Origin of the sequence: Bacteroides sp. AF34-31BH, from assembly GCF_003602795.1 — a bacterium.
In the GTDB taxonomy this organism is placed as follows: domain Bacteria; phylum Bacteroidota; class Bacteroidia; order Bacteroidales; family Bacteroidaceae; genus Bacteroides; species Bacteroides uniformis.
This window is the reverse complement of the sequence record NZ_QTLV01000007.1, coordinates 104,913-122,006: the sequence shown is the minus strand read 5'-3', so window position 1 is coordinate 122,006 and position 17,094 is coordinate 104,913. Positions and strand designations below refer to the sequence as shown.

General features: G+C 45.5%; 18 protein-coding genes and 1 tRNA gene. 17 read left to right on the top strand and 2 right to left on the bottom strand.

Annotation, left to right across the window (positions count from 1 at the left end; all coding sequences use genetic code 11):
- Positions 1-34: 34 nt before the first annotated feature.
- Entirely contained in the window at positions 35-760 is a 726-nt protein-coding gene (locus DWZ67_RS12405) for an RDD family protein (protein ID WP_044468227.1), read from the bottom strand.
- A gap of 100 nt (positions 761-860) precedes the next feature.
- Between DWZ67_RS12405 and DWZ67_RS12400 the strand changes: the two genes are divergently transcribed.
- The 10 genes from DWZ67_RS12400 to DWZ67_RS12355 all read left to right on the top strand — a co-directional run bounded on the left by DWZ67_RS12400 (position 861) and on the right by DWZ67_RS12355 (position 9,878).
- The gene (locus DWZ67_RS12400; RefSeq protein WP_044468228.1) at positions 861-1,823 is read left to right on the top strand and encodes a stage II sporulation protein M; all 963 of its coding nucleotides are present in this window, start codon (positions 861-863) and stop codon (positions 1,821-1,823) included.
- On the top strand, positions 1,804-2,748 hold the full coding sequence (locus DWZ67_RS12395; protein ID WP_005832395.1) for a hypothetical protein: 945 nt from the start codon (positions 1,804-1,806) through the stop codon (positions 2,746-2,748). The genes DWZ67_RS12400 and DWZ67_RS12395 overlap by 20 nt, the downstream gene beginning before the upstream one ends.
- Positions 2,749-2,757: 9 nt before the next feature.
- Positions 2,758-3,372: a DUF4129 domain-containing protein gene (locus DWZ67_RS12390; RefSeq protein ID WP_009038199.1), complete on the top strand. Its 615-nt coding sequence runs from the start codon at positions 2,758-2,760 to the stop codon at positions 3,370-3,372.
- Positions 3,369-4,592, top strand: coding sequence for a DUF4350 domain-containing protein (locus DWZ67_RS12385; RefSeq protein ID WP_120138907.1), 1,224 nt, complete (start codon positions 3,369-3,371; stop codon positions 4,590-4,592). Before DWZ67_RS12390 ends, DWZ67_RS12385 begins: the two co-directional genes overlap by 4 nt.
- Positions 4,593-4,603: 11 nt before the next feature.
- Positions 4,604-5,578 (top strand): AAA family ATPase, encoded by a 975-nt coding sequence (locus tag DWZ67_RS12380; RefSeq protein ID WP_120138905.1) that lies wholly within the window; start codon positions 4,604-4,606, stop codon positions 5,576-5,578.
- Positions 5,575-6,885 (top strand): DUF58 domain-containing protein, encoded by a 1,311-nt coding sequence (locus tag DWZ67_RS12375; RefSeq protein WP_005832388.1) that lies wholly within the window; start codon positions 5,575-5,577, stop codon positions 6,883-6,885. Before DWZ67_RS12380 ends, DWZ67_RS12375 begins: the two co-directional genes overlap by 4 nt.
- Positions 6,886-7,041: 156 nt before the next feature.
- Complete coding sequence (locus tag DWZ67_RS12370) at positions 7,042-7,941, top strand: helix-turn-helix domain-containing protein (protein ID WP_016274303.1); 900 nt, start codon at positions 7,042-7,044, stop codon at positions 7,939-7,941.
- Between the two features lie 44 nt (positions 7,942-7,985).
- Positions 7,986-8,768, top strand: a complete 783-nt coding sequence (locus DWZ67_RS12365; protein ID WP_120138903.1) for a Cof-type HAD-IIB family hydrolase — start codon at positions 7,986-7,988, stop codon at positions 8,766-8,768.
- Between the two features lie 44 nt (positions 8,769-8,812).
- Positions 8,813-9,391: a Crp/Fnr family transcriptional regulator gene (locus DWZ67_RS12360; RefSeq protein ID WP_005832383.1), complete on the top strand. Its 579-nt coding sequence runs from the start codon at positions 8,813-8,815 to the stop codon at positions 9,389-9,391.
- 64 nt (positions 9,392-9,455) lie between these two features.
- The gene (locus DWZ67_RS12355) at positions 9,456-9,878 is read left to right on the top strand and encodes a GNAT family N-acetyltransferase (RefSeq protein ID WP_005832381.1); all 423 of its coding nucleotides are present in this window, start codon (positions 9,456-9,458) and stop codon (positions 9,876-9,878) included.
- Between the two features lie 667 nt (positions 9,879-10,545).
- Here the strand turns inward: DWZ67_RS12355 and DWZ67_RS12345 are convergent.
- Positions 10,546-10,619: transfer RNA gene (locus tag DWZ67_RS12345), tRNA-Asp, on the bottom strand.
- 359 nt (positions 10,620-10,978) lie between these two features.
- Here DWZ67_RS12345 and purU point away from each other — a divergent pair.
- The 7 genes from purU (at position 10,979) to DWZ67_RS12310 (ending at position 16,965) form a co-directional block, all read left to right on the top strand.
- Positions 10,979-11,836, top strand: coding sequence for a formyltetrahydrofolate deformylase (purU, locus tag DWZ67_RS12340; RefSeq protein ID WP_120138901.1), 858 nt, complete (start codon positions 10,979-10,981; stop codon positions 11,834-11,836).
- A gap of 82 nt (positions 11,837-11,918) precedes the next feature.
- Positions 11,919-12,509 (top strand): imidazole glycerol phosphate synthase subunit HisH, encoded by a 591-nt coding sequence (gene hisH / locus DWZ67_RS12335; protein ID WP_008664882.1) that lies wholly within the window; start codon positions 11,919-11,921, stop codon positions 12,507-12,509.
- Between the two features lie 20 nt (positions 12,510-12,529).
- The gene (gene hisA / locus DWZ67_RS12330) at positions 12,530-13,252 is read left to right on the top strand and encodes a 1-(5-phosphoribosyl)-5-[(5-phosphoribosylamino)methylideneamino]imidazole-4-carboxamide isomerase (RefSeq protein WP_005831427.1); all 723 of its coding nucleotides are present in this window, start codon (positions 12,530-12,532) and stop codon (positions 13,250-13,252) included.
- A gap of 56 nt (positions 13,253-13,308) precedes the next feature.
- Complete coding sequence (gene hisF / locus DWZ67_RS12325; protein ID WP_005831425.1) at positions 13,309-14,064, top strand: imidazole glycerol phosphate synthase subunit HisF; 756 nt, start codon at positions 13,309-13,311, stop codon at positions 14,062-14,064.
- A gap of 121 nt (positions 14,065-14,185) precedes the next feature.
- Entirely contained in the window at positions 14,186-14,791 is a 606-nt protein-coding gene (gene hisIE, locus DWZ67_RS12320; protein WP_009038209.1) for a bifunctional phosphoribosyl-AMP cyclohydrolase/phosphoribosyl-ATP diphosphatase HisIE, read from the top strand.
- A 23-nt stretch (positions 14,792-14,814) separates the two neighbouring features.
- The gene (locus DWZ67_RS12315; RefSeq protein ID WP_005831420.1) at positions 14,815-15,522 is read left to right on the top strand and encodes a cell division ATP-binding protein FtsE; all 708 of its coding nucleotides are present in this window, start codon (positions 14,815-14,817) and stop codon (positions 15,520-15,522) included.
- A gap of 123 nt (positions 15,523-15,645) precedes the next feature.
- Positions 15,646-16,965 (top strand): aspartate kinase, encoded by a 1,320-nt coding sequence (locus DWZ67_RS12310; RefSeq protein WP_005831418.1) that lies wholly within the window; start codon positions 15,646-15,648, stop codon positions 16,963-16,965.
- Positions 16,966-17,094 lie beyond the last annotated feature (129 nt).

Here is a 17,094-nt window from a genome sequence, read left to right as displayed (position 1 = left end):
CTTAACACTTCTTTGGTTTTGTTGGAAGTTTGTATTAAATTTCTTCCAAGGCATAATACTGGTAATCCCGGAGAATGGTCTGAAGAAAGTTTTCCGGGTTACTGTCATGAGGAGTGATGGAGAGAAGTTCCTGCACTTTTTTCGCAAGGGAGGCAATGCGGCGTGTACGGTCTTTCTTACCCGATTGCAGGGTCCGAGTAATGACGTTGATTTGCTCCAATGACAAGTCGGAAGCTTGTGGATAGGTAGGCCGGTAGTCTTTGGTCAGGTAGTCGAACTCATCGAGGCTGACGTGTATCTTGCGGTAATTCTTTTCCTTGATTACCATGGTGCCGGCGGCAAGGTCTCCCATTCGCTGGCTGTTTTTGGTCAAAAGGACGACCAGAAGTCCCAGGCCACCGGTCACCGGTCCGTCGATAGGAAAGAGAAGCCATCGGAGCAGGTACGAGCCTATGCCGGGCGTGGAACCGTCTGCTTTTACGACACGGATGTTCATCAGCCGCTTGCCGAGACTTTGTCCCTGGTTGAACATTTCGCAGAGAAATGCGTAAAACAAGACCGGCAGGTAGACGATAGTGAGGAAGAAAAGCATCGTGAAATCAGAGGGCAGATGAATCCGTGAAAACAAGGCCAAAGTAGAAAATACATAGAATCCGAGCAGAATATAGTCTATGACCAGTGCAATGAGCCGTTCACCGATACTGGCAGGCGTTTGACTGATGCGGACAAACTGCCCGGTGATAATTGTAGATTCTGCCATTCCTGATAAAACATTTTTAGTATTTCATTGCAAATATATCATTATTCTCTTATTTTTGTTACCGATTTCAGACAAAACTTCTCTGAAATATTCATGGGGTATGAAAGAAGTGACGTTTATCCGGCGGAACATCGAAAAATGGAAACAAGCAGAAAAAATAGTGGAGCAGGCGGACAGTCTGTCTCCCGATGAGCTTGCCGACGCATATACGGAGCTTACGGCAGACCTGGCTTTTGCCCAAACGCATTTCCCCGCTTCCCGCATCACTATCTATCTGAACAATCTTGCCTCGGCATTGCACAACCACATTTATAGAAACAAGCGCGAGAAATGGTCAAGAATTATCACCTACTGGACCCGTGAAGTGCCTTCGGCCATGTACGATGCACGCCGTGAGTTAGTGGCTTCCTTCATTATATTTGTGGTCAGCGCATTGATAGGAGTGGTATCTGCTGCCGGAGACCCCGATTTTGTGCGTTTGATTTTAGGAAACTCTTATGTGGATATGACTTTGAACAATATCGCTAATGGTGAACCCATGGCTGTATATAATGGTTCCTCCGAGTTCCCCATGTTTCTGAGTATCACGCTGAACAATATCATGGTCTCCTTCAACTGCTTTGCCATGGGGTTGCTGACCAGTTTTGGCACCGGATACATGCTCCTTAACAATGGTATCATGATAGGGGCTTTCCAAACCTTCTTTTATCAGCACGACTTGCTTTGGGAGTCCTTCCTTGCCATTTGGCTGCACGGGACACTCGAAATCTGGGCGATTATTGTAGCCGGTGCCGCCGGTCTTGCCCTGGGCAACGGATGGCTCTTTCCCGGAACCTATTCAAGGCTGGAATCTTTCAAACGGGGAGCCAAAAAAGGACTGAAAATAGTGGTGGGTACGGTACCCGTATTCATCATGGCAGGATTTATAGAAGGATTCGTTACCCGCCATACCGAACTTCCGGATGCTTTGAGGTTCGGCTTTATTCTACTCTCTTTGTCGTTTATCTTTTTTTATTATATTTATTTACCTAACAGAAAGAAGCATGGAAGCACAGAAACCTAAAATCGCACTGTATGTACAACGTTCTTTTGGAGAGAAACTAACTGCTACCTTTGATTTTATCAAAGAGAATTGGAAGCCGTTGATGAAATTCACCACATATCTGATGTTGCCGCTTTGTCTGCTTCAGGGACTGAGCTTGAACGGGCTGATGAGCGGTACAATGGCTCTGGGTGATATGACCGGAGGCTCGTTCGACTCTTCTGTTGTCGGAGCGTCCATCATGGCACTGGTGACTTATTACAGTCTGTATGCCGTTCTCTATCTGCTAGGAACTGTCATGCTGACCTCTTTGGTCTACGCATTGGTCCGTACTTACAATGAACGGGAAGAACGCTTGGAGGGAGTGACGTTAGGGATGCTGAAGCCCTTGTTGTTCCGTAATGTCAGAAGGGTATTTCTGATAATGATTATCGGTGTGCTTTTGGTGCTGTTTGTAGGGCTTATTGTTGGTTTTATAGCCACCGTCATTCCGTTCATGGCGATTGCGTTCTTGTTCGTTCTGCTCGTTGTGGTGGTGTCTGTGCCACTTGCTATTTGGGCTCCAGTCTATCTGTTCGAAGATATCTATATCATAGATGCCTTGAAGAAGGCCTACCGACTGGGTTTCGCTACCTGGGGAGGTATCGTACTGATTTCCATTGTTATGGGATTCATCGCCGCCATCTTGCAGGGAGTGACGATGATTCCATGGTATATCGGGACTATTGTGAAATATATCTTTGCAATGACTGATGCAGGTGGCGGTGCCACTGTATCGGCAGCCTATAGCTTTGTGCTTTATCTGCTGGCGGTGGTCCAGGCATTCGGCGTTTATATGTCCATGATTTTCTCATTGCTGGGACTGGCTTATCAATACGGTCATGCTTCGGAAAAGATAGATTATGTGATGGTGGAGAGTGATATTGACAATTTTGATAAACTCTGATAACGGACTATGAATATGGCTCCGGCTGATACACTGGTTTGTGATACTGCACAGGTTGCCGCTTGGCAGTCTGACCCGGCGTTTGCTTACAGTCGTGAGTTGATAGCTCCCGAAATTAATGTACTTGAGTGGTTCAGCAGATGGTTCGGCAAGCTGCTGGACAAGATATTCGGGAATACGTTGGTGGCAGAATATTCGGAGGTCGTATTGATATGCATTGCCGTTCTTATCCTGGTGTTGGTCATTTGGTTTGTGTACAAGAAGCGTCCGGAACTGTTCATGCGTTCGCGCAAGAGTACCCTGCCCTATACAGTGGGGGAGGACACCATCTATGGAGTGGATTTTGCGGAAAGAATTGCCGATGCGCTTGCCCGGACGGATTATCGGGAGGCGGTGCGTTTGCTCTATCTGCAGACGCTGAAACAGCTCAGCGATGGAAAACGTATAGACTGGCAGTTATATAAAACGCCAACACAATATATCTATGAAGTCCGTCTGCCAGCTTTCCGCCAAATGACCAACCATTTTCTACGAGTACGTTACGGAAATTTTGAAGCGACCGAAACTTTGTTCCATGCGATGCGGGATTTGCAGAAAGAAGTGGAGAAAGGAGGGGCGGCATGAAGGGGAACCATTGGTTTATAGCCGGTATCATTGTTTTTCTGGTGTTGATGTTTGCGATAGAGTGCCGTCTGCCAAAGAAGTTTGTCTGGAACCCTACGTTCAGCCATTATGACAAGCAACCGTTCGGCTGTGCCGTGTTCGATAGCCTGCTGTCTTCATCGTTGCCGAAGGGATATTCGTTGTCGAGAAAGACTTTTTATGAACTGGAGCAGGAAGATACGACGCTCCGCCGCGGAATACTGGTTGTTACCGATAACCTGCATTTGACGGATGTAGATGTGGAGGCGATGTTGAAGATGGCGGGACGGGGAGACCGGATTATGCTGGTGGGGAGCTCTTTCAGCCGTATTTTGAAAGATACGCTGGGATTTGAGTGCAGCTATTCCTATTTCAGTCCGTCGGCTTTGAAAAAATATGCCACTGCATTGCTTTCGAAAGACAGTTTGTGCTGGGTGGGGGATTCGGCGGTTTATCCGCAGCAGACTTTCTGTTTCTATCCCCAACTTTGTCAGTCTTATTTCTTTGCAGATTCCATTTCTAGTAAAGTGTTGGCGGAAAAAACTGTTACCGGAGAAGCTGCTCATCCGGTTGCCATGTCGGTTTCTTGGGGAAAGGGGGAAGTTATACTGGCTTCCACTCCCCTGCTTTTTACGAACTATGGTGTGCTGGATGGGAAGAATGCGGCTTATCTTTTTCGTATATTGTCCCAGATGGGTGGATTTCCCATTGTCCGTACCGAAGGCTATATGAAAGAAACAGCCCAGGTACAGATGTCTTCTTTTCGCTATTTCCTTTCGCAGCCGCCGCTTCGCTGGGCATTGTACTTGAGTATGGTTTCCATCCTGCTCTTTATGATATTTACAGCCCGCAGGAAGCAGCGCGCCATTCCGGTTATCCGCGAACCGGAAAATAAGTCTTTGGAGTTTGCAGAGTTGATAGGTACTCTTTATTATCAGAAGAAGGACCATGCTGACTTAGTCCGCAAGAAATATCTCTATTTTGCGGAGGAACTGAGGAGGGAAATACAAGTGGATGTGGAGGAAGTGGCAGAGGATGAGCGCTCTTTCGGCAGGATTGCCCGGAAGACGGGTATGGAAGCGGGGGAAATAGCCGTGTTCATCCGCGAGGTGAGGCCGGTGGTGTACGGAGGGCGCAGCATCTCTGAGAAGGAGATGAAACGGCTTGTCGATAAAATGAATGAAATAATCAATCATATATAAAGAAGATATTTATGGAAGAGAACACAGAAAAACGGGTGGACTTGACTCTCTTTTCCGAGAAGATACAAGCGTTGAAGGACCGGATTGCTACGGTCATAGTGGGGCAGGAGCAGACGGTGGACCTGGTGCTGACGGTTGTCCTGGCAAACGGTCATGTGTTGCTGGAGGGAGTGCCGGGGGTGGCAAAGACACTGCTTGCCCGTCTAGTGGCACGCTTGATTAAGGCGGACTTCAGCCGCATTCAGTTTACTCCGGACTTGATGCCGAGTGATGTGTTGGGTACTACGGTCTTCAACATGAAAACCAATGACTTTGGCTTTCATCAAGGACCGGTGTTTGCCGACCTCGTGCTGGTGGACGAGATAAACCGCGCTCCCGCCAAGACGCAGGCAGCCTTGTTCGAGGTTATGGAAGAACGGCAGGTCAGCATTGACGGTACCACGCATCAGATGGGAGAACTCTATACGATTCTGGCAACCCAGAATCCGGTGGAGCAGGAGGGGACTTATAAGTTACCTGAAGCGCAACTGGACCGCTTCCTGATGAAAATAACCATGGGATATCCCTCATTGGAGGAGGAGGTGGACATCCTGGAGCGCCACCACGCCAATGCTTCGTTGGTGAAGTTGGAGAGCCTGGCGCCCGTGCTCACAAAAGAAGAACTGCTTTCGTTGCGCAGGCTGATAGAACACGTGTTTGTAGACCGCACGCTGCTTCAGTACATCGCGTTGATTGTACAGCAGACGCGTACCAGCAAGGCTGTATATTTAGGAGCTTCTCCGCGTGCGTCCGTGGCAATGATGCAGGCCTCCAAGGCATATGCACTGTTGCAGGGACGTGACTTTGTGACACCGGAGGATATTAAGTTCGTTGCTCCGTATGTGCTTCAGCATCGCTTGATATTGACAGCGGAAGCCGAGATGGAAGGCTATTCGCCGGTAAAGGTGACGCAACGTCTGATTGATAAGGTGGAAGTGCCGAAGTGAGACTGGGCCGCCGATTCTATATTGCTCTTGTTCTGATAGTCCTGCTGACGGGTATCGGGTACGTCTTTGCTCCATTCTTTGCAATCGGGCAGTGGGCGCTTTTTGTTTTGGCGGTGTCGGCGCTGGTGGATGGGGTGATGCTCTATCGCATTCGCGGCATCCGGGCATTCCGCCAGTGTGCTACCCGCTTCTCCAACGGAGATGAAAACACCGTGAACATACGTGTGGAGAGCAGTTATCCGCATCCGGTGGCTGTGGAAGTGGTGGATGAGATTCCTTTTGCATTCCAGTTGCGGAATATTGATTTCCGGATGAGGCTCCAGGCGAATGAGGGCAGGACGATTACGTATCATCTGCGTCCTACGCGGCGGGGGATTTACTCTTTCGGACGGATTCGGGTGTTTGTGGCAGGCAGAATGGGATTGCTTTCCCGCAGATATACTTGCGATGCTCCGCTGGATGTCAAGGTATATCCGTCCTATCTGATGCTCCATCGGTATGAGTTGCTTGCTATCAGCGACAACTTGACGGAATTGGGCATCAAACGTATCCGCAGGGTGGGGCATCATACGGAGTTCGAACAGATAAAGGAGTATGTGAAAGGCGACGATTACCGCACGATAAACTGGAAAGCAAGCGCCCGGAGGCACGAACTTATGGTAAATGTCTATCAAGACGAGCGTTCCCAGCAAATCTATAACGTGATAGACAAGGGGCGGATTATGCAGCAGGCATTTCGCGGGATGACCTTGCTGGACTATGCTATTAATGCCTCCCTGGTTCTTTCGTACGTTGTCATGCGGAAGGAGGATAAAGCCGGACTGGTAACGTTTAATGAGCACTTTGATACATTTATCCCCGCCTCCCGACAGCCCGGACAAATGCAGGCGTTATTGGAGAACCTTTACAGCCAGCAGACTACTTTTGGGGAGACCGACTTTTCCTCATTGTGCGTACATTTGAACAAGCGCGTCAACAAACGCAGTCTTTTGGTGCTGTATACCAATTTTTCCGGCATCGGCAGCTTGAATCGCCAGTTGGCTTATTTGCAGCAGTTGAACCGCCAGCACCGGTTGCTGGTCATCTTCTTCGAAGATGCCGCTCTGAAAGAGTACGTCGCCACTCCTGCGAGGGATACGGAAGGGTATTACCGCCATGTCATTGCCGAGAAATTTGTATTCGAGAAACGGCTGATAGTCTCCACCTTGAAGCAGCACGGCATCAGTTCTGTACTGACTACACCGGAAAATCTTTCTGTGGACGTGATAAACAAGTATCTGGAGATGAAGTCACGTAGCCAGATATAAAAACAGTAACTAAGGTTATATAATCCGTAATAAGGGTAGTGAAGATGTCTGGATTTTCCTCTAATTTTGTAATTGGTATATTGTGAAGGTGTGGAAAACATATCCTTAAGATTTTATATATCTGAAGTTACAATAATGAGAATGACTTTATAGGTGATGAAAGACAATACATTGGACATAAAGACCGTATGTGAATGTAACCGGTGCCTGGGATGTAAAACGTTGCATCCTCAGGTAAGCATTATTAATCTGGAAAATCCTAGTGTGTATCAGGATGCTGTGAAGTTTGAATTCTATGCCATCCTACTGATTGAGGACTGTGAAGGGGATTGTGACTGCTGCGGACGGAAATATTATGATTATTCCAATGCTACGATGGTATTTCTTACTCCCGGCGAGATATTCCGGATGAACAAGAACAATACGCTTCCGGACAAAGGTTGGCTGCTGGCATTTCATCCCGATTTATTGCTTTGTACTACGTTAAAGAATCATATCGACAACTATACTTTCTTTTTCTACCGCAAGGAGGAGGCGTTGCATCTGTCACAGCGCGAAACGGCCAAAGTGACGTGTTGCCTTGAGAATATTGATGATGAACTTCATCATTCCATTGATATGCATAGCAATACCATCTTGTCCCGTCACATCGAATTGCTGCTGGATTATTGCTCACGTTACTATGAGCGGCAATTCATCACCCGTGAGAATAAGAACAAGATGATTCTGGGGAAAATGGAAGGGATATTGGACGAGTATATCACTTCCGGAAAGTTGCAGGAGGGGAAGCTGCCCACTTCCGGATGCTGTGCCGAAAAACTGAATCTTTCGACGGCTTACTTTGATGATTTGCTGAGGTTTGAGACGGGTAAGACATTGGCTGAATACTTCCAGTTCAAATGCTTGTACACGGCCAAGAAAATGTTATCGGAAGGTGGTAATACACCTGCTGCCGTAGCGCGTCGGCTGGGCTATCCGAGTGTGCAATATTTCAGTCTGGTGTTTAAGAAAGCAACGGGAGTTGCACCGAATGAATATAGATATTCACAAAATTGAGATGATGCAGATAGAATGAATTTATTAGACCAAAATATTTTATAATGGAGACCAAAGCTATATTTTTAGATGTAGACGGAACATTGGTGAGTTTCGACACTCACCGCGTTCCGCAGTCGGCTATCGAAGCGTTGCAGCAAGTTCATGAATCCGGTATAAAAATCATAATAGCAACTGGGAGGGCGTTTACCGATCTTCACGAACTTGAAGAGATTCCATACGATGCAGTGATAGCTTTGAATGGGGCCGATTGTGTACTGAGAGATGGCACTCCTATATCTCGTAAACAGATTCCCGAAAAGGATTTTCAGAGGGTACTAGTATTGGCTCAACATTATGGGTTTGCTCTGGCTATCGAAACGAATAAAGGTATTTTTGTCAACGAACTCAATCCGACCGTCATCGAATTGGCTAGGCTGGTCAATCACCCTACACCGCCGGTGGCAGACATTGAAAAGGAATTTATGGGAGGCGAATGTTGTCAGTTATGCATATATTGTGATGAAGAAATGGAAAAAGAAGTTATGGCACAACTTCCCGGACTTTCTGTTTCCAGATGGAACCCTTTCTTTGCGGATGTCAATGTGACGGGAGTAAACAAGGCTATGGGTATCAATGAGTTTGCTTCCTATTATGGATTTGATGTTTCAGGAACCATCGCTTTTGGTGATGGCGGGAATGATATTTCCATGATTCGTGCAGCCGGGATGGGAATAGCTATGGGAGGAGCTTCCGAGGCTGTGAAAAGCGTTGCCGATTATATAACGGAGACGGTGGATGAGCATGGTATCCGGAACGCTCTGGTTCGTTTCGGTATTCTGGAATAAAAATCGGCTGTCAAAACTTATGAAAACTATAGTCAGTGAATATTATGCTTTTAGAAAAACTGCTTAAAGAATTTAATTTTAGCATCAATACTTTTAATTTGGAGGAATCTAAGTTATTTGACCGATATTTTGAGCGGATATTGATTGGTAAAGATACATTTTTGATTAAGGAAGGAGAAATAGAAAGATATAGTTATTTCGTTTATGATGGGATGTTACGTTGTTGGCTTTTGAATCATAAAGGGGAAGAGCAGATTTTTTGGTTTTGTAAAGAAGGTACGTTTTCAATGTCGAACATATCTTTTACCTTACAAACAAAATCTGCATTTAATGTGCAGACAATTGTAGATAGCGTTATTTACCGAATAGACAAGAAGCGAGTAGATGAACTGTATACTGCTATTCCTAAGGTGAAAACCGTATTTGAAGATTTGAATGCCATACTACTGAATAAGCTCTTGAAAAGAAATATCGACTTGATTAAATATTCTCCTGAACAGTATTATCTACAGATGATTGAAGAATATGGCATTACATTAAACTATATCCCACTCAAAGATATAGCTTCTTATTTGGGTATCACGCCGCAAGCACTAAGCAGAATCCGTAAACGTATTTTTTAACCTGGGTTCAGTGCATTGAATGTATAAGTTCCGAACTTTGCGGCTTTAAATAGCAATTACAATTATGATTAGAAAAATTAAAGTTACGGATTATCCACGTTTGATAGAAATTTGGGAAAGTGCAGTATTGAGTACACATGATTTTCTTAAAGAGGAAGATTGTCTATACTATAAGGAACAGCTTCCGGTATATTTTCAGTATGTCACTCTATTCGGATTTGAACAGGAGGGAATCTTAATCGGATTTATGGGAATTGCAGAAGGAAATCTTGAAATGTTGTTTATTGACAATAATTATCGAGGCACAGGAATTGGGAAAAAACTGGTTACTTATGCCATAAATCATTTGCAGGTAACGAAAGTCGATGTGAACGAGCAGAATATTCAAGCTGTCGGTTTTTATAAATATATAGGCTTTAACGTATACAAAAGGTCTGATTTGGACGGAGAAGGTAAAGAATATCCTATTTTACACATGCAGTTGTAGTTCGTAAGTCAGACCCCGATTTTAAAAATCATCATTTTTGCCAGCACTACTTTTTCTTCTCATATTCGGCTTTAACTATCTGACAGCAAGAATTTAACCACGTGTTTTTTTTCTGTTTTTCGTTTATAATAAATAACATTTGTTAATGTCTATTTCGGGCTTATTTTCCGTTTTCTTTGTGCAAATATGGTGATTAAGGGGCGAACTCCGTTGTCTATAGTGCCGGAAGTATGGCTTTTGCTCCCCGTATATGGGCACTTTTTCCCTTCATGTCCTGTGTGTAATGCAGAGAAGCTTGGCGCATAATTCCCGAAACCTTATTACAAAACTTCGTCCCACGCATGTGTGCTCGCCGGTTTGCCTGCGTGAACCGTTGAGCCCACGTGCGTGGGACGAGGGTTTACATGAACCTTCATAATAAAAAGCATGGGACATACGTGGATTCTGCCTATACCTTCTTCCAGTTTTGTCCCTATCCGGAGGACGGTCTGCCCATTCATTGCTGCTCAGTTTCTTATTCTTGTGATGTGAGTCTGAGAAAGCTGAAACTCGAAAATTGCTTATGCACCGGATATTTCGGGTCCCCATTTTTGCCGGAGCGAGAAAAAGAAAAAGCTCTGAAATCCTTGAATTTCAGAGCTTTGCTTTAATTTGCTATTTGCTTTCGCGGTGCGTACGGGACTCGAACCCGTGACCCCATGCGTGACAGGCATGTATTCTAACCAACTGAACTAACGCACCATTATTTCATTCTTTCGTTGCTATCTCTCTTGATTGCGGTTGCAAAGGTAGGCATTTCTTTGATATCTGCAATAGCTATGGCGAACTTTTTTCCAAGCGTTTTGTGCTGTATTTGCTTTATATCCTCATATTGAGAAGATTGGAAAAATAAGAGAAAAGTAAATTTAACAACTGTTTAGAAATACGTTTATGCACTGTTTTATTCTTGATATGAAAACCTTTCCTGGAGAAAACGAAACATTTCGGAGCTTGTTTTAAACTTCTTGCTCGAAAAGTTCGTTGTTTTGCAATAAATCGTTATTTTTGCGAACTCAAAAAGAGAATGTTGTAATTTGAAAAATGATAAAAAACATTTTAGGATGATGAAAACAGCCAAACTGTTGCTACACTGCCCTGACAAACCAGGCATATTGGCAGAAGTAACAGACTTTATAACGGTGAATAAAGGTAATATTATCTATCTGGATCAGTATGTAGACCATGTAGAGAATATCTTTTTTATGCGTATTGAATGGGAATTGAAAGATTTTCTGGTGCCTCAGGAAAAGATTGAGGATTATTTTGCCACTTTGTATGCACAGAAATATGAGATGAATTTCCGTCTCTATTTCTCCGATACAAAACCGCGTATGGCTATCTTTGTTTCAAAGATGTCCCATTGCTTGTTCGACTTGTTGGCGCGTTACACCGCTGGTGAGTGGAATGTGGAGATACCTCTTATTATAAGCAATCATCCCGATTTGCAGCACGTGGCCGAGCGTTTCGGTATTCCTTTCCATCTTTTCCCCATTACCAAAGAGACAAAGGAGAAACAAGAGAAGAAGGAAATGGAGTTACTGGCAAAGCATAAGATAACTTTCATAGTGCTGGCGCGCTACATGCAGGTCATTTCCGAGCAAATGATAAACGCTTATCCCAATAGGATAATCAACATTCATCACTCTTTCCTTCCGGCATTTGTGGGAGCGAAGCCCTATCATGCTGCGTTTGAACGTGGAGTGAAGATTATTGGAGCTACCAGCCACTATGTTACCACAGAGTTGGATGCCGGTCCCATCATAGAGCAGGATGTGGTGCGTATTACACACAAGGACACTGTGCAGGATTTGGTGAACAAGGGTAAGGACTTGGAAAAGATTGTGCTTTCTCGTGCTGTTCAGAAGCATATTGAACGCAAGGTGTTGGCATATAAGAACAAAACGGTAATATTTAATTAGTTGATAGTTGATAATTGATGGTGGGGAACTTGTCATTACCTTTCAATTATTACCTTTCAATGGTCAATTCTCAATTAAAAAAATGAAAGTTGCAGTTGTCAAATATAATGCAGGCAATATCCGTTCGGTGGATTATGCTTTGAAGCGTCTGGGAGTAGAGGCAGTGATTACGGCAGATGAGGCTGTGCTACGTGCTGCTGATAAGGTTATCTTTCCCGGTGTGGGAGAGGCGGAAACCACTATGGACTTTTTGCGTGCCGGTGGTATGGATAGGCTGATAAAGGAGTTACGCCAGCCGGTATTGGGCATTTGCCTGGGCATGCAGTTGATGTGCCGCCACTCTGAAGAGGGGGATGTGGATTGCCTGGGTATTTTTGATACTGATGTGAAACGTTTCATTTCGCAGAGGCACGAGGATAAAGTACCTCATATGGGATGGAATACCATTGCCCGGACGAATAGCGGACTTTTTAAAGGCTTTACTAAAGAAGAGTTTGTTTATTTCGTACATAGTTTCTATGTGCCAGTCAATGATTGTACGGCAGCCGTGACGGATTACATTCATCCGTTCAGTGCCGCTTTGCATAAAGGCAATTACTACGCCACACAGTTCCATCCGGAAAAGAGTGGAAGTGTGGGAGAGCGTATTTTGCGGAATTTCCTGGAACTGTAAATCGTCAAATTGTAAATAAAATGATAGAACTGATTCCCGCTATTGACATTATTGACGGAAAATGTGTACGCCTTTCCCAAGGCGATTATGACAGCAAGAAGGTGTACAACGAAAATCCCGTGGAAGTGGCCCTGGAGCTGGAGGCTCATGGTATCCGCAGACTTCATGTGGTCGATTTGGACGGTGCGGCTTCCCATCATGTGGTAAACTACCGTACGTTGGAACAGATAGCTGTGCGTACGTCTCTTATTATTGATTTTGGAGGTGGGGTGAAGAGTGATGAAGATTTGGTGATAGCTTTTGAGAACGGTGCGCAGATGGTGACCGGTGGCAGCATTGCTGTGAAGAATCCCGAATTGTTCTGCAAATGGCTTCAAATGTATGGTTCCGAGAAAATTATTCTTGGCGCTGATGTGAAAGAGCATAAAATAGCCGTCAATGGTTGGAAGGATGAGAGTGGCTGCGAACTGTTTCCGTTCTTGAAAGACTATGTAGAGAAGGGGGTCCGTAAGGTTATCTGTACTGATATCAGTTGTGACGGAATGCTGCAAGGACCATCGATAGCGTTGTATAAGGAGATACTGGAGCACCATCCTGAACTCTATCTGATAGCCAGTGGAGGCGTAAGCTGTGCCGATGATATACGCCATTTGGAAGTTGTCGGCATACCTGCCGTTATTTTCGGTAAGGCTCTGTACGAAGGCCGCATCACCTTCAAAGAACTGGAAAACTTTGTTAGTTGAAAGGTGAAAATTGAAAATTAATCACTTATAACTCATAACTTATAACTCAAACCGCCGTGTTAGCAAAAAGAATCATTTCTTGCCTCGACATTAAAGATGGGCAGACAGTGAAAGGTACCAATTTCGTGAACCTCCGTCAGGCCGGCGACCCGGTAGAACTGGCGCGTGCTTATAGTGAGCAGGGTGCCGACGAACTGGTTTTTCTCGACATCACAGCCAGTTTTGAAGGCCGTAAGACTTTCACTGAATTGGTGAAACGCATAGCTGCGAATATCAGCATTCCTTTTACTGTAGGTGGAGGCATTCATGAACTGGGTGACGTGGATAGGCTACTGAATGCAGGTGCCGATAAAATCTCCATCAATTCCTCAGCTATTCGCCGTCCCGGATTGATAGACGAGATTGCGAAGAACTTCGGTTCTCAGGTTTGTGTACTGGCAGTTGATGCCAAACAGACAGAGAAGGGATGGCGGTGCTACTTGAACGGTGGTCGTGTGGAAACGGATAAGGAACTGTTTGCGTGGACAAAAGAAGCCCAGGAACGTGGTGCGGGCGAGATATTGTTCACCAGCATGAATCACGACGGTGTCAAGACCGGTTATGCCAATGAAGCGCTTTCCAGCCTTGCCGACGGATTGTCCATCCCCATCATTGCATCGGGAGGGGCAGGTGCCAAAGAACATTTTCGTGACGTCTTTTTGCAGGGAAAAGCAGATGCTGCCCTGGCAGCCAGTGTTTTTCATTTCGGAGAAATCAAAATTCCCGAATTAAAATCGTATCTTTGTGCCCAAGGAATTGCGATGAGAAGATGAAGGTGAGTTTACGATTGGACGATTTACGATTTACGATTGGGATTACTCAAGCAAATCATAAGTCTCCAGTCACTTAAAGTAATATCAATCGTAAATAGTAAATAGCTAAATCGTAAATAGAATGGATTTTGACAAGATGAACGGACTCGTTCCGGCGATTATACAAGATGCAGATACCGCTAAGGTGCTGATGCTTGGCTTCATGAACAAGGAGGCTTATGACAAGACGGTGGAAACTGGAAAGGTGACTTTCTTCAGCCGTACCAAGAACCGTCTTTGGACGAAAGGCGAGGAGAGTGGCAACTTCCTGAATGTGGTTTCCATGAAGGAAGACTGTGACCGGGATACGTTACTGGTGCAGGTACATCCCGTAGGCCCGGTTTGCCATACCGGTACAGATACTTGCTGGGGTGAGAAGAACGAACAGCCGGTTATGTTTCTAAAGCTTCTTCAGGATTTCATCTGTAAGCGTTATGATGAAATGCCCGAAGGTTCCTATACGACCAGTCTTTTCCAGTCCGGTATCAACAAAATGGCACAGAAGGTAGGCGAAGAGGCTGTGGAAACCGTCATTGAGGCTTGCAACGGTACGGACGAACGCCTGATTTATGAAGGAGCTGATTTGTTGTATCACCTCATCGTGCTGCTCACATCCAAAGGATACCGCATTGAAGACCTTGCGCGTGAATTGGAGGAACGTCACAGTGCGACGTGGAAGAAACATTAAGTAATTAAAAATTAATAATTAAAATGGGGGTGGGCGAGGCGCTGATAAGATATACGGACGTAGAGATACACCAGCAGGAGTTGTGCGTACTGAACGATGTGAATTTGGAACTTCACAAAGGGGAGTTCGTGTACCTGGTAGGTAAAGTGGGCTCCGGCAAGACGAGCCTGCTCAAGACTTTCTATGGCGAACTGGATATTGCATCGGGCGAGGCTGAAGTATTGGGGTATGACATGCTCCATATTAAGCGTAAGCACATCCCGCAGTTGCGCCGTAAGCTGGGAATCGTATTCCAGGACTTCCAGTTGCTGACAGACCGTACGGTGTACGATAACCTTGAATTTGTTCTCCGTGCTACCGGTTGGAAGAGCAAAGGGGAGATTAAGGACAAAATAGAAGAGGTGTTGAACCTGGTGGGGATGAGCAACAAAGGATATAAGCTGCCTAATGAACTGTCGGGTGGTGAGCAACAGCGCATTGTGATTGCGCGTGCAGTGCTCAACTCTCCGGAGATAATCCTTGCGGATGAGCCTACCGGAAACCTGGATTCGGAAACCGGACATGCCATTGCAGAACTTCTGCACGGCATCAGTGAAGCCGGCGCACTGGTGGTGATGACCACGCACAACCTGCAGCTGCTGCGAGAGTTTCCCGGCAAGGTGTACCGGTGCGCAGACCATCTGATGACTGATGTTACAGCAGAATACGCCCCTGCAATAACCAATGATTAGTAGTTAAGTAGTTATCTCTAACTACTGATTCTTATAAAGAACAGAAATTAACGATAAAGCTCCGCAGCTGCCTACTTGTAGCTCGTAGCTTGTAACTATAAACTAATTAATACAGGAACGAAAATGAAAGTTTTAAAGTTTGGAGGTACTTCAGTAGGTTCGGCTCAGCGAATGAAGGAAGTGGCCAAATTGATTACCGATGGTGAACGTAAGATTGTGGTTCTCTCTGCCATGTCGGGTACCACAAACACATTGGTTGAGATTTCGGACTATCTGTACAAGAAGAATCCGGAAGGTGCCAACGAGATTATCAACAAGCTGGAAAGTAAATATCGCCAGCACATTGATGAACTCTTTGCTACTCCGGAGTATAAACAGAAAGGCCTGGAACTCATCAAATCACATTTTGACTATATCCGTTCTTATACCAAAGACCTCTTCACTCTGTTTGAGGAGAAAGTGGTGTTGGCTCAGGGCGAGTTGATTTCCACCGCCATGATGAACTACTATCTGCAGGAATGCGGCGTGAAGTCTGTGTTGCTTCCGGCTTTAGAATACATGCGTACGGACAAGAATGCCGAGCCCGATCCGGTCTATATCAAGGACAAGCTCCAGGTTCAGCTGGAACTGCATCCGGATGCTGAGATTTATATCACTCAGGGGTACATCTGTCGCAACGCCTACGGCGAGATAGACAATCTGCAGCGTGGCGGAAGCGACTATACGGCTTCGCTGATTGGTGCTGCCATCAACGCTTCCGAAATCCAGATTTGGACGGATATCGACGGCATGCACAACAACGACCCCCGTATTGTGGACAAGACTGCGCCGGTGCGTCATCTGCATTTCGAAGAGGCCGCCGAGCTGGCATACTTCGGTGCCAAGATTCTGCACCCTACCTGCATCCAGCCTGCCAAGTATGCCAATATCCCCGTCCGTCTGCTCAATACGATGGACCCCACTGCTCCGGGTACGCTGATTTCCAACGATACGGAGAAGGGTAAGATTAAGGCGGTGGCTGCCAAGGACAACATTACGGCCATCAAGATAAAATCCAGCCGCATGTTGCTTGCTCACGGATTCTTGCGTAAGGTTTTCGAGATATTCGAGAGCTACCAGACTTCCATCGATATGATTTGTACTTCAGAAGTGGGTGTGTCCGTATCTATCGATAATGTGAAGCATCTCAATGAAATTCTGGATGACTTGAAGAAGTATGGCACAGTGACGGTGGACAAGGACATGTGCATCATCTGCGTGGTGGGCGACCTCGAATGGGAAAACGTCGGTTTCGAAGCCAAGGCATTGGATGCCATGCGCGACATACCGGTACGTATGATTTCTTTCGGTGGTAGCAACTATAATATCTCTTTCCTCATCCGCGAGTGCGACAAGAAGGCAGCGTTGCAGTCACTCAGCGATGCGCTGTTCAATGAGGAATAACTCTTGATATTTTTTAGACGCAGATTACACAGATGACGCAGATTCTTTTTGCTTCCTATTTGTGTAATCTGCGTCATCTGCGTCTGAAAAATTATTTGTAGACACCTCTTTCATCTTCCTTTTTTTAAA